General features: G+C 58.8%; 11 protein-coding genes. 8 read left to right on the top strand and 3 right to left on the bottom strand.

Going from position 1 to position 13,409, the window contains the following annotated elements; genetic code table 11:
• The first annotated feature begins 51 nt into the window (after positions 1-51).
• The 5 genes from DCO57_RS23135 to flaF all read left to right on the top strand — a co-directional run bounded on the left by DCO57_RS23135 (position 52) and on the right by flaF (position 5,940).
• Positions 52-1,548: a flagellin gene (locus DCO57_RS23135; RefSeq protein ID WP_116701281.1), complete on the top strand. Its 1,497-nt coding sequence runs from the start codon at positions 52-54 to the stop codon at positions 1,546-1,548.
• Positions 1,549-1,788: 240 nt separating this feature from the next.
• Positions 1,789-3,285 carry a flagellin gene (locus tag DCO57_RS23130; RefSeq protein WP_116701280.1) on the top strand — a complete coding sequence of 499 codons (1,497 nt, stop codon included), beginning with the start codon at positions 1,789-1,791 and terminating at the stop codon, positions 3,283-3,285.
• Positions 3,286-3,575: 290 nt separating this feature from the next.
• A complete protein-coding gene (locus DCO57_RS23125; protein WP_116701279.1) occupies positions 3,576-5,069 on the top strand; it encodes a flagellin in 1,494 nt (497 codons plus the stop codon).
• Between the two features lie 90 nt (positions 5,070-5,159).
• A complete protein-coding gene (gene flbT, locus DCO57_RS23120) occupies positions 5,160-5,654 on the top strand; it encodes a flagellar biosynthesis repressor FlbT (RefSeq protein WP_116701278.1) in 495 nt (164 codons plus the stop codon).
• Positions 5,536-5,940 (top strand): flagellar biosynthesis regulator FlaF, encoded by a 405-nt coding sequence (flaF, locus tag DCO57_RS23115; protein WP_116701277.1) that lies wholly within the window; start codon positions 5,536-5,538, stop codon positions 5,938-5,940. The genes flbT and flaF overlap by 119 nt, the downstream gene beginning before the upstream one ends.
• 261 nt (positions 5,941-6,201) lie before the next feature.
• Here flaF and DCO57_RS23110 read toward each other — a convergent pair whose 3' ends face one another.
• The 3 genes from DCO57_RS23110 to DCO57_RS23100 all read right to left on the bottom strand — a co-directional run bounded on the left by DCO57_RS23110 (position 6,202) and on the right by DCO57_RS23100 (position 11,064).
• Positions 6,202-7,737: a flagellar protein gene (locus tag DCO57_RS23110; RefSeq protein ID WP_116701276.1), complete on the bottom strand. Its 1,536-nt coding sequence runs from the start codon at positions 7,735-7,737 to the stop codon at positions 6,202-6,204.
• Between the two features lie 15 nt (positions 7,738-7,752).
• Entirely contained in the window at positions 7,753-9,606 is a 1,854-nt protein-coding gene (gene flgK, locus DCO57_RS23105; RefSeq protein ID WP_116701275.1) for a flagellar hook-associated protein FlgK, read from the bottom strand.
• A 75-nt stretch (positions 9,607-9,681) separates the two neighbouring features.
• Positions 9,682-11,064, bottom strand: coding sequence for a flagellar hook-basal body complex protein (locus DCO57_RS23100; protein WP_116701274.1), 1,383 nt, complete (start codon positions 11,062-11,064; stop codon positions 9,682-9,684).
• A gap of 301 nt (positions 11,065-11,365) precedes the next feature.
• Here DCO57_RS23100 and DCO57_RS23095 point away from each other — a divergent pair, with 301 nt between their 5' ends.
• The 3 genes from DCO57_RS23095 (at position 11,366) to DCO57_RS23085 (ending at position 13,367) form a co-directional block, all read left to right on the top strand.
• Entirely contained in the window at positions 11,366-12,211 is an 846-nt protein-coding gene (locus tag DCO57_RS23095) for a MoxR family ATPase (protein WP_116701300.1), read from the top strand.
• A gap of 19 nt (positions 12,212-12,230) precedes the next feature.
• Positions 12,231-12,776, top strand: coding sequence for a hypothetical protein (locus DCO57_RS23090; RefSeq protein ID WP_208978105.1), 546 nt, complete (start codon positions 12,231-12,233; stop codon positions 12,774-12,776).
• Positions 12,777-12,842: 66 nt separating this feature from the next.
• Positions 12,843-13,367 carry a histidine phosphatase family protein gene (locus DCO57_RS23085; protein WP_116701273.1) on the top strand — a complete coding sequence of 175 codons (525 nt, stop codon included), beginning with the start codon at positions 12,843-12,845 and terminating at the stop codon, positions 13,365-13,367.
• The last annotated feature ends 42 nt before the right edge of the window (positions 13,368-13,409 follow it).

Below are 13,409 nucleotides of genomic sequence, written 5' to 3'. Positions count from 1 at the left end.
CCTGGATCCAGGAAGGGTCCATGTATTTTGTATTCCTAGAAAGGACACACAATGGGTGACGTAACTCTTTCCAGCGCAGTTCGCGCAAACCTCTCCTCCCTGCAGTCTACGGCTGACATGATGTCCAGCGTCCAGAACAAACTGGCCACTGGTCTGGAGGTGAACTCCGCGCTGGATAACCCGAGCAACTTCTTCACGGCTTCCGGCCTGAACGCGCGGGCAAACGACCTCAGCACTCTGCTTGATGACATGGGTCAGGTCGTTCAGACGCTGAAGGCTGCCGACGAAGGCATCAGCAGCATCACCAATCTGGTTGAATCCGCCAAGGCGAAGGCAAACCAGGCACTGCAGACCCAGAGCCAGTACGAGCGCAAACAGTTTGCAAGCCAGTACAACGAACTGCTCACGCAGATCGAAGACCTGGCCAAGGACAGCTCCTACAAGGGCAAGAACCTGCTCGCCGGCGACGGCAACGACCTGACGGCGATCTTCAACGAAGATTCGACTTCGAAACTGACCGTTGGCGCCGTCGACTACACCAACGTCGGCCTCTCGACCGGTCTGAACCTTTCCGAACTCGAAGAAGGCACGGGCGCAACCACGTCCTTCCAGCTTCAGGGCGGCAAGACCACGATCACGTTGACTGACGGTGCGTCTACCCTGAATTCCAGCTCTGTCCTGTCTGAGTCCAATGCGATCTCCTCCACGACCACTCTTTCCTTCGTGGACGATACCGGTACCGCTCCCGCAGCGCTTGCAGGCGCAGGCAGCCTGACGGCCGGCGCGACGGTTCAGGATCTCGTTGATTCCTTCAATGACATCGCCGGCGTTCGTGCCGAATTCGACGACAACACCGGGGAACTCACCGTCTACAGCGACGAAGATTTCCACATCACTGACGGTTCCGTGACAGCCACTCTCGGCGCGTTCTCATTCGATGCAAACGCACTGACAGCAACGACACAGCTCCTCAATGAAACCGGTTCCTTTGCAGTCGGCGACACCCTGACGCTGACCGACGGCAACGGCTACGAGCTCGGTTCTCTGGAAATCGAAGACGATACCTCGGTCGATGACCTCAAGGACTTCGTCAACGATTTCGATGGTGTGTCCGCATCCTTCGACACCGGTTCGGGCAAACTGACGATCACGTCCGAAACTGACCTGTCGCTGACAAGTGACAATGACGACTTCGCGGCGGCGAGCTTCGTGGCAGATTCCGATGGCATCAATATCTCCGCCATCGCCGACAGCGGCTTTGCTACGGACAGCGACATCAACCGTGTCATTGGTCGTATGAACTCCGCACTGTCCAACCTTCGCACACAGGCGTCCGAATTCGGTACCAACCTGTCGATCGTTGAGAACCGTCAGGACTTCACCAAGAACATGATCAACACGCTTGAAGAAGGTGCCGGCAAGCTGACCCTGGCCGACACCAACGAAGAAGGTGCAAACCTTCTGGCACTGCAGACGCGCCAGAGCCTGGCATCCACCTCGCTGTCCTTCGCAGCACAGGCGGATCAGAACGTTCTGCGTCTCTTCTAAGCACTCGAAAAGCTTTCAAGACGGGAAAGGCGGGCTCAGGCCCGCCTTTTTTCGTTTCCCGTCCACCGCCTCCCCTTCCCGGTTTACCGCTGAATTTCCCATATCTTTCCAGTCAGTTAACGCCTCGTTAACCCTATAGTGCGATGCAGTTAACCAATGATTAGGGTTAACAGGAGATGATCCTAATCAACCTGCTCAGGACGAGCAGAAGAATTTGTGACCCAGGAAAGGGATAATCAGATGCAGGACATTACCCTGTCAGCTGCCGTACGGCAGAACCTTCTTACTCTTCAATCCACCGCAGACCTGATGTCCGGCGTCCAGAACAAACTGGCTACCGGCCTCAAGGTCAATTCCGCGCTGGACAATCCGAACAGCTTCTTCACCGCCTCCGGCCTGAGCTCCCGCGCCAGCGATCTGTCCAACCTGCTTGATGACATGGGCCAGTCCCTGCAGACCATCAAGGCCGCGGACAAGGGCATCCAGACCGTTACCGACCTGGTCGAAACCGCGAAAGCGAAAGCCAACCAGGCGCTGCAGACCCAGAGCCAGTACGAGCGCAAGAGATTCGCCGAACAGTACAACGACCTGCTCGAGCAGATCGAAGACGTGGCGAAGGACAGCTCCTACAAGGGCAAGAACCTGCTGGCCGGCGACGGCAACGACCTGACCACCATCTTCAACGAAGACGCCACGTCCAAGCTGAAGATCGAAGCGGTCGATTATACAGACACCACGCTTTCGACCGGTCTGAACCTGTCCGACCTTGCTGAAGGCCAGGGAAGCGCCACGTCCTTCCAGCTTCAGGGCGGCAAGACGACGATCACCTTGACCGACGGTACGTCTACCCTGAATTCCAGCTCTGTCCTGTCTGACTCCAACGCGATCTCCTCCACGACCACTCTTTCCTTCGTGGACGACACCGGCACCGCTCCCGCAGCGCTTGCAGGCGCAGGCAGCCTGACGGCCGGTGCGACCGTTCAGGATCTCGTGGATTCCTTCAACGACATCGCCGGCGTTCGGGCCGAATTCGATGACAACACCGGGGAACTCTCCGTCTACAGTGACGAGGATTTCCACGTCACCGACGGCTCGGTGACGGCCACTCTCGGGGCCTTCGCATTCGATGCCAACGCTCTGACCGCGTCGACGCAGCTCCTCAGCGACACCGGTTCCTTTGCAGTCGGCGACACCCTGACGCTGACCGACGGCAATGGCTATGAGCTGGGCGCCCTGGAAATCGAAGACGACACAACGGTCGCCGATCTGAAGGATTTCGTAAACGATTTCAATGGTGTGTCTGCTTCCTTCGACTCCGGTTCGGGTAAGTTCAACATCACCTCTGAAACGGATCTGGCCCTGACAAGCGACAACGACGACTTCGCGTCCGCCGGCTTCGTCGCGGACACGGACGGCATCACCCTCCAGGCTCTGAGCGACAGCGGCTTTGCGACGGACAACGACATCAACCGGGTCGTCGACCGTATCAATACCGCCCTGTCCAACCTGCGCTCCCAGGCGTCCGAATTCGGGACCAACCTGTCCACGGTGGAGATCCGTCAGGATTATACCAAGACGATGATCAACACCTTGCAGGAAGGCGCCGGCCTTCTGACCCTGGCCGATACGAACGAGGAAGGTGCGAACCTGCTGGCTCTTCAGACCCGTCAGCAGCTTGCCTCGACATCCCTGTCCTTCGCCTCGCAGGCCGACCAGACAGTGCTGTCCCTCTTCTAGGTCGACGAGAATCAGTCAGACGGCGAAATCACGCACAAACAAGCGGAAACGGCGGGCCCAAAGCCCGCCGTTTCCTTTTCCGGTGCATCCATCCAACAGGATGCAGTAGAATTTTTCGGTTGAATTTCAATCGCTTAAAAGAAACCTTTTGGTAACTTTCATTTACAACAGGTTAATTAGTGCATCACCGATTAACTTTCCATTTAGTTTTACGTCAGTGGCGCGGGCTCTTCTTGCTCCATTGGAAGGCCACCTTGGCGAGTGCTGAATAGGAAACGTGGTGAAATCTGATGCCTGATATTGTTCTTTCCAGTGCGGTCCGGGACAATCTCCTGTCGCTCAAGCAAACAGCAAGCCTTCAATCGATCACGCAAGGACGACTTGCGACCGGATTGAAAGTTAACTCGGCGCTGGACAACCCGAACTCGTTCTTCACGGCCCAGTCCCTGAACGACCGGGCGAGCGACCTGGCCAACCTGCTCGACAACATGGGTCAGGGAGTTCAGACGATCCGGGCGGCCGATGAGGGCATCACGTCGATCACGAAACTCGTCGAATCGGCCAAAGCCATCGCGAACCAGGCGCTCCAGACCTCCAGCGAGTATGAACGCAAGCAATACACCAGCCAGTACAACGATCTTCTCCAGCAGATCGAGGATATGGCCCGAGATTCCGGATACAAGGGCAAGAACCTTCTTTCGGGTGCCGGCAATGAGCTGGAAGTGATCTTCAACGAGGATTCGACCTCGAACCTCACGATCAATCCGGTCGACTTCACCGATACGACCCTGGATGACGGCCTCAATCTGGACGATCTCGACCCGGGCGGCACCGGAACGTCTTCCTTCAATCTCTTCGGCGGATCGACCACCCTGGACCTGACCGGGCTGCAGGCATCGTCGAACCTGAACGACCTGGGAGACTGGGCCGACGGCGACATTGTCACGGTGACCGACAGTTCCGGAACCACCTCCTTCACGGTCGGCACGGACATCGTGACCGTACAGGACTACATCGACGCCTTGGACGGCCTCAACGGCATCCACGCCAGCTTCGACGAGACGTCCGACCAGATCACAATCACGTCCGGACTCGACAATCCGCTGGCGATTTCGAAGGATGCCACCGGCGGCGGCACGGCAACTGACGGTGGCGCTACCGGCGGCACGACGACAAGCCTGACCGTTACCGCCCTCACCGAGGGGGCAACGCTGATTTCCTCCGGCGGGTTCCAGGCAGGCGACACAATCACAGTCACCGACGGCAACGGCTTCGAACCTGCATCGATCGAGATCGACGACGAGACCACGGTCAGTGACTTTGTGAGTTTCCTGAACAACGTCAAGGGCCTGGACGCATCATTCTCCGGCGGAAGCATCAGCCTGATCGGAGAAGTATCCTTCGATATCAGCAGCAGCAATGCGGATTTCAACAGGCCGACTCTCGCAACAGCAAGTGGAACGGTCGGCCTTACGGCGGCCGCGTCGGAATTCAAGACAGACACGGATATCGACCGGGCCCTTCAGGCGATCAATGCCGCTCTTGACGAACTCAGATCCGCGGCCAGGGCGATGGGCACGGCCCTCTCCACTGTCGAGGTGCGCACCGATTTCACCGAGAACATGATCAACACGCTCGAAGTCGGCGCAGGCAAACTGACCATCGCGGACATGAACGAAGAAGGCGCAAACATGCTGGCGCTGCAGACCCGTCAGCAGCTTTCGTCGACGGCGCTGTCGCTGGCGAACCAGGCAGATCAGAGCGTTCTGAGCCTGTTCGGTTAACAACTACAGTGAAAATCGGTAAGGTACCGGCAACGGACGTTAACTAATTGGTCAACGATTCGGTCGATACTCGCATGTGGAGGTCACGGAATGGCGCTCAAGGTTGAGCTGAAACCGGGCGAGCGGATTATTATTGGTGACAGTGTCATCACCAACGATAATCAGCGAACCCGCCTTTTTATCGAAGGCCAGGCGCCCATTCTGCGGGAAAAGGATATTCTCACACCTGCCACCGCGGATACACCGGCGAAACGCGTCTATCTGGCCGTTCAGCTGATGTATCTGTCGACAGATGTGCAGAGAATTCAGGAGAACTACTTCACACTCGTCAACGATATAGTGGAAGCCGCGCCGAGTACGATCCCCTATATTACGAGGATCAGTAATTACATCATTACCGGCGCGTTTTATAAAGCACTGAAAGAAGCACGCAAGCTCATTGAGTATGAAGGGACGCTGATCGGTCATGTACAAGCAGGCAGCGCAGGCTTACCAGAAAACGAGCCAGGTGGCGATATCGCCCAGGGAGCTGGAAGCGAATCTGCTGATGAAAGCCGCGGCACGGCTCCAGTTGATCAAGGATGAATGGGAAGACTCTTCACTCGCCGAAAAGGACGACGCGCTCGTCTACAACCGTAAGCTCTGGACGATCCTGGTGACATCCGCCACCAGCGAAGAAAGCCAGCTGCCGCAGGATATCAAGAACAACATCGCCACCCTGGGTGTGTTCATTTTCAAACAGACGATTGCGATCATGACGGACGACGACGCCAACAAGCTCACGTCCATCATCGGGATCAACAGGGCCATCGCCGAAGGGCTCCGGTCGCAGCCGGAAGCTGCCGCCGCTCAGGAAACCGGGAACGTTTGACAGGAAAGAGCGTCTCCCCTGCGCTCATCTGATCGCAGGATACCGCGCAGCGCGACAGGCGGCCCCTTCGCTCTTCATATGGAAATGCAAAAGCCGGTGCGATTTTCGCACCGGCTTTTGTGTGACCGGAATTTGCCTGATTGCCCGTTTGAGCGCGAAGATCTCCCTTGGCCCCTGAGGCCCTGATCTTCTCCCGCGCATCATAAAGAGAAAAAGCCGATCTGTTCGGGCGTGCTTTTCAAGCACGCCCGAACGCCGGGATCAAAGATAATCGGAGAGAGACAGGTTGTAGATGATCGCGGAAGCCCGGTAGGACACCTCGATATTGTTCTGCAGCGTCAGGATCTGCGCGGCGACCAGTTCCGTGTCCACGCCTTCGATTTCGGAGATGGTGCCCTCATAGCTGTTCCTGGTCTGATCGTGCCTGTCGTCCGTCAATGACATCGTGCGGTGGGTAATCGCAATGTCGGTCGATATGTCGACGATGCCGGACTGGTCCACCCCCTCGGGCTGCAGGAGCGTGCGCATGTCCGTCGACAGGGCGTTGTAATATTCCTCGTCCGTCGCCGTGGCGTCGGAGAAGTCCGCCGCCACGAAGGCCGCCAGGGACTGCACCAGCTCCTTGAGCGGATCCTCATTGGCCCGGACGCCGTAGTTCACTGTCAGATTGGTGTCGATCACCGCATTCTTGTCCGTCCGCGGGTCCGAGGTGGCAGTGTTGGTTCCCGTGTACCATGCGACCGTGGTCGACCCTCCCGCGGTCATGGCGGTGGCGCTGTCATAGGGAGGACCGTCCACCCGTTGCGGTTCCTCGCCCGCGAAGGTGCTGAAGAACTCGTCCGAGGCCCAGGCATCGGAAACCGCGCGCAAGGTCGTCATCGCCTGGTTCTCGATTTCGGCGGCGATCGCATCGCGAAGATTCTGCGCCGTCTCCTCGAGATCTGCACCGACAACGAACGACCCCTCCCCTTCGTTCGTGAGAGCGGCCGTCAGCTCGATCGAGATCGTATCCGTGTGATCGGGGGGCATGCTCAGTTCGATGGAGATGGTTTCTCCCAGATCCGGCTGGCCGGTAAACGCGAAATCCACGCTGTCCGGATCCGCGGCCGCCGGGCCGGTGACCGTCACGTTGCTGAGTGTCGACGTGACGGCGGAGATATCGAACCCGAAATCATGGGCCCCGTCTTCCGCCAGCGTGAATGTGGAATCCGTTGGAATGGCGCCCGCGTAGTTGGTCGTCAGAGCCGAGATTGTCGTGCGCCCGGTATTGCTCGCACCCAGATTGGCCTCGGCAAACTGGCTCATGTAGGTTCTCAGCCCGTCAAGACCGTCCGCACCGTCGAGAATGGCGTCCATGGAGGCCACCGGGCTATCGACGGCATCGGTACCGCCGAAAACGTAATATCCTGCGATTTCCGTGTTGAGGATATTCAGCGTTTCATTGAGCAGCAGCTCTGCCCGGGCCTGGGTCTGCGTCTGGCCGTCGTTCTGGATGACGAAATCATTGGTATCGAGAGCCGTTTTCGCGTCCCGGCGAATATCTTCCAGTCGCTCCAGTGACATGGTCATGGTCTCGAGATGCAGATTGGCGACGGTGATCGTCTCCTGATAGGTTTCGATCATGCTGACCTTCTGCGTCAGCTGAATGTCCAGAAGCCGCCGGTCTCCGACATCTCCGTACGTGGTCCCGACCTTGCCTGTCGCAAGTTGCGTCGTCTTCTCCGCCAGCAGGTCGTTCATCTCCGTGAGCTGCCGGGTCAGATAGTTTCTGGAGGTCGTGATGTTACCGATGGTCATAGGTCACTTCCCGCACTAAACGATTGTCAGGAGCTCGTCGAAGAGATCCTTGATGGTCTGCATGACACGCGCATTGGCCGCATAGGCGTTTTCGAGCTGCACCATGAAGGCGAGTTCCGCATCGAGGTCCACCGCATAGCTTTCCTCGTACCGCACGGCCAGGTTCACGGTAAGCGTTTCCTTCGAGTTCGCGAATGTGGCCGCATCTTCCGCCTGATTGCCCTGGAATGCCACCGTGTGGTTCACGAAGTCCAGGATCGTGCCCTGAAACGGCGTCGATGTGCTGCCGATGCCCGAAGACGGATCGAAATAGGTCGCCCCGCTCTTGAGCGCCTCGGACAGATACTGCGCCCGAGCCGGATCGTTGGTGCTGTTCGGTTCCGGTGTTGTTTGATAGTTCACCAGGAGCGCACTGTCGGCCAGCAGCTCCGGATTGACACTGATCCCGCTGGCAAATCCGACCCGCTGGCCGCCATCTTCCAGAGCATCGGTGAAAAGCTCGGGGCCGTCGCGCTGATCGACGAAGATCGCCAGCCCCAGACCCTGGTCCGAACTGCCCGTGACGGTCACTTCCGCGGACAGGCCTTCAACGCTGGTCGGCGCGGTGTTGTCACCCAGCACCTGCAGTTCGTCGGAACCGTTGTTGCTAACGAGAAGCCCCGTCCCTGCAAGCGCAGCGGCGATATTGGTGATGTAGGTCGCCGGCGTGCCGCTGGAGATGTCGAAACCGTAGACCGTGTCGTTCGGATTCGCGGAGGCTGAATTGTCCAGCGGCAGAAGCGCGGGATCCTCGACGGCAACCAGGGTCACGGTCTGCGCCTCACCCGATGTGTCGGTATATTCCAGAGTTATCGTATTTCCGGGCTGCAGCGCGGACACATCCAGGTCGAACCCTTCGTCCAGACCGACGGTGACCGCCGTGCCGGCTTCGGTGACATTCGAAAATGCCAGCGAGGTTTCCGCCGCAATCGTATCGAGTTGCTTTTGCGCCTCGAGCAGGATGTCGTCCCGCAATTCCGCCGTTGCCAGAAGCGAGCCGGACCGGGATGCGGAAATCAGATCGTAGGTGGTTCCACCGGGCGTCGTCACCAGCACCGTATTGCCAGGATCCCCCGGCTGCAGCGAATGCGAAGCGTCGAAGCTCAGTGTGGACGCCCGGTTGTCCGCATACAGCTGTTCCCCGTTGGCGGTCTGGATGAACAGCGTGTTGTTGGTATCCTTGGTAACGCTCACGTCCAGGTAACCGGAGAGCTGCTCGACCAGCCGGTCGCGCTCGTCTTCCATTTCCGCGCTCGAAATTTCGGCCTGGGTCGCATCCCGGATCGCCGCGTCGATATCCTCGATACTGGCAAGCAGGCCGTTCACGGTTTCCGTCTGGCGTGCAAGGCTGTTGTCCGCCTCCTGGCGCAGATCCGTAATCTGGCTGTAGGCCGAATTGAGCTCTCGCGCAAAGGCATCGGCAAGCGCGACAACATCGCTCTGGGCGGCAAAATTCCCCGGGTCGTTCACCAGCAGCGAAAGGGAAGAGGACAATTCCCCGGCCAGTGTCGACACGCTGCTGCTGTCGTCCCGCGTTCCGAAAATATCGTCGAGCCGGTCCGTGTAGTCGGCAATCTGCTTTGCATAGTTGGTATCGGCAAGCGAGGCGAAATAGTCGGTCTGGATCTGGTCATCAACGATCCGCCGCACTTCTGTCGCCGTTACGCCGGTAACATTGCCCAGCGTATCGAAATAGACATTCGCCGAAACCGTCTTTTTTGAATAGCCGGCCGTGTCAGCATTCGCGATATTGGCCGCCGTAACGTCCAACTGGCGCTGATTGTACTTGATTCCGAAGACCGCGGTATTCAGGGCACTTGTCAGTCCCATGGCGGTTTCTCCCAGGGTTACGCTGCGGCTTGGGCGAAAGGACCGGCGGGTCGAAACCCGCCGGAGACGTCAGAGTTACCTGACCATGTTCAACGCGCTGTCGAGCATCTCGTCAGCGGAGGTGACGATCTTCGAGTTGGCCGAATAGGCCTGCTGCGTGATGATCAGCTTGGAAAATTCGTCCGCGATATCCGCGTTGGAAAGCTCCAGCTTGTTCGAGCGGATCTGTCCGCCGCCGGTCAGATCCGGATCGCCGGAAGAAGACGTTGCCGCGAAGGCAGCCCCGTCCACGCGCTGCAGGTTCTGATCGGCCTCGAAGGTCGCCAGGGGAATTTCGAAGACCGGACGCTGCTGATTGTTGGAATAGCTCGCGATCACCCTGCCCGATTCATCGACCGCCACGCCGACCAGTTCGCCGGCAGGAAAACCGTCCTGGTCAAGACTGACGGAACTTGCGGTGCCATCCGCATCCGAATACTGGGTCAGCGCGCCGCCGCCGAAGGATATCTCGACATCGGAGACCGTTGTTCCACCGATGGTCAGACTGGTGATGGTGAAATTCTCGTTGGCGAAATCGGCTGTACCGATTCCCAGCGTTCCGTCCATGCTGCTCAGCTCGCCGGTGCTGTCGAAAGTGACTTCGCCGACATTGTACCAGGTGTCCCCGGTCTCTTCGCCGGTCGCGATATACATGTTCCAGGTATCCTCCACCGGAACACCCGCATCCTCGTTCACGGTCTTGGCGTAGCGGACATCGATATTCATCGCCGTACCATTCTGGTTGTAAATGGTAATCGACCCGCCGGAGATGGAGCTGTCGAGGAAGTCATCATTCTGGGCGGCGTCGACATTGCCCGTACCGACCGTACCGCTCAGCAGCGCCGAAGCGTCCGTGCCGTCGTAGTCGTCCGGCTGCGGGATGCGCGGCAGGTTGGCCTGATAGTCGACCGTTGTCGTGGCCGAAGCGGCCAGGGGCTGGTTCTCCACCCGGATCACCTCGGGTGCATCGCCGATGGCATTGCCCGTATCAGGGTCGAGAGGAAACCCCTGAAGATAATATCCGGCCCCGTTGATGAGGTAGCCTTCCTGGTCGCGCTCGAAATCGCCGGCGCGCGTATAGAAGGTCTCTTCGGCGAAGGAGGTCGATCCGTCGACCACGTCCGAAGCCCGCGTCACGACGAAATAGCCTTCGCCGTTGATCGCCATATAGGTATCCACATCGACATCCGTGATGTCGCCCTGGATCGAGTTCGTGGCGCGCGATGTGGACGTGGTGGTGCCGGACACCTGCGCGGCCTGGGTATAACCGCCGCCGGATACCAGATCGGAGAAAGTCGTATCGAGCCGTTTGTAGCCAGTCGTCTGCGAGTTGGCGACGTTACCGGAAATATTCTCCAGCGCCGTGGCCTGCGCACTCAACCCGGAAACCGCCGTATTGATAGCCCCATAAATACCCATGTTTCGTCCTCTTGATAGATTGGGCACGATTGTCGCGGGCTTGCGCCCATAGTCGGCCTTTCTCCGCAAGGGACGTGCCAAGTCGGAGCGGATATTTTTTCATAAGCAAATTCAATCAGTTAATTGAATCCTTCTTCCTGAAACCGTCAGGAGAACCCGGCAGCCGGCGGCATGAGGGGCAAAAACTTCCGCCTGCAATGGGCAAGTCTGTCCCTGCGCTGTGCCTCCTCCTCTTTACGGACTTGCGTCCTTGGACCGGGCCTGCCACCTTTCGCGCAATCAATTCAGGATGGACGGCCCCATGCGTTTCGAAGGAACTGAAGACTATATCGCCACGGAAGACCTGCGGATTGCGGTCAATGCAGCCGTCGCGCTGGAGCGGCCGCTGCTCATCAAGGGAGAACCGGGCACGGGCAAGACCGTACTCGCGCAGCAGGTGGCCCTGGCGCTGGACGCGCCGCTGATCGAATGGCACGTGAAATCCACCACCAAGGCCCAGCAGGGGCTTTACGAATACGATGCCGTATCACGCCTGCGCGACAGCCAGCTGGGCGACGAGCGGGTGAAGGACATCAACAACTACATCCGCAAGGGAAAACTGTGGGAAGCCTTCGACGCCCCGCAAAGGCCGGTTCTGCTGATCGACGAGATCGACAAGGCCGATATCGAATTCCCGAACGACCTTCTGCTGGAACTCGACCGCATGGAATTCCACGTCTACGAGACGGGAGACACCATCCGGGCAAGACAGCGGCCCGTCGTCATCATCACGTCCAACAATGAAAAGGACCTGCCCGACGCCTTTCTGCGGCGGTGCTTCTTCCATTTCATCAAGTTTCCGGACGCCGAAACGATGGCCGAGATTGTGGAAGTCCACTTTCCGGACATCAAGAAGCGCCTGCTTTCGGAAGCCCTGCGCCTTTTCTATGATGTCAGGGACGTGCCCGGCCTCAAGAAGAAGCCCTCCACTTCCGAACTCATCGACTGGATCAAGCTGTTGCTGAACGAAGACATCGATCCGGAAACACTTCGTCAACAGGACAGTGCCAGACTGATCCCGCCGCTGCATGGCGCCCTGTTGAAGAACGAGCAGGATGTCCACCTTTTCGAACGTCTGGCTTTCATGACGCGCCGGGAACGAACCTGAAGACCGGGGAGAGACTGCCTTGACGAGACCGCTCGCAATCCTGCTTCTGCTCGCCGCCTCCGGTCTGGTCCCGCCTGCCCTGATGCCGGAACCGGCACGGGCCCAGGTTCCGCCGGAACAGGATGCGGGCTGGCAGAGCGACTTCAGCGGGCTGCGTCATTTCACCGGCCTGCGCTGTCCGGACATGATCGGCACCTTCTACCGCATCAAGGTCATGCAGGGGGATGCGGTCAGTCTGGCCGGCTGCGTCTATACCGGTCGCGGCGGCATAACCGCCGTATTGCGCAATCACCTTGAAGACACGGGCCGCCGCGAGGCGCTGACGTTTTCGCGAAACTACAAGGCGGCCGGCTTCGAGCCGATCAGGCTGACAGGCGCCGCCGCCTCAGGCACCTCCTTCCGCACCCGCAACTGGACAGCCAAAAGCCTGTGCGAAACACTCTGGTATTTTTCCGGCGAGAAAGCTGATTATACCCTGTGGCTGTCGTATACCCTGCCGACGCAGGAAGTTGAGATCGGCCCGGCGCTGGCCGCCTTCACCCAGGCTCTCGCCAGCCAGAACTGACGGCGCGCAGCCACGATCACGGTCGCGGCGAACCGCCACCGCAAACGAGAAATCCGGAAACACGACATGCGGCTACTCCTTCTAAGACATGCCAAATCCGAATGGGGAGACGAGGATCTCGCCGATATCGACCGGCCGCTGAACAGCCGCGGCAAGGCAGCCGCAGCGACCATGGCGCGCTACATGAAAGACAACGGTCTGCTGCCCAACCAGATCCTGTGTTCCACCGCGCAGCGCACCCGTGAAACCCTGGCGCGACTGCTGCCCTTCCTGCCCCAGGAAGCCCAGATCCACCTGATTTCCGATATCTACCGCGAAAGCGAAGACGACTATTGCAGCCTCATCCGCAAATATGGCGGCAGGGCACAGAACCTGATGGTGATCGGCCATAATCCGGCAACGGAAAACAGTGCCCTGACCTTGAGCGGAACCGCAGACCCGCAGGCCCTGGCGGATCTGGAGGAAAAATATCCCACCGGAGCGCTGGCGGTCATCGATTTCGACATTGCCGACTGGGCCGAGCTTCATCCCAAAACCGGCCACCTGGAAAGGTTCACCAGGCCGCGCGACCTGAAAGACACCTCGGATTGACCATCTGGTCACCAGCCCGCCAGGGCCGGTCTCCGGGATAGT

The sequence above is a fragment of the Labrenzia sp. 011 genome, assembly GCF_003075075.1.
Taxonomy (GTDB): domain Bacteria; phylum Pseudomonadota; class Alphaproteobacteria; order Rhizobiales; family Stappiaceae; genus Roseibium.
The sequence above is the reverse complement of the archived record's forward strand: the minus strand, read 5'-3'. Positions and strand labels throughout refer to the sequence as shown.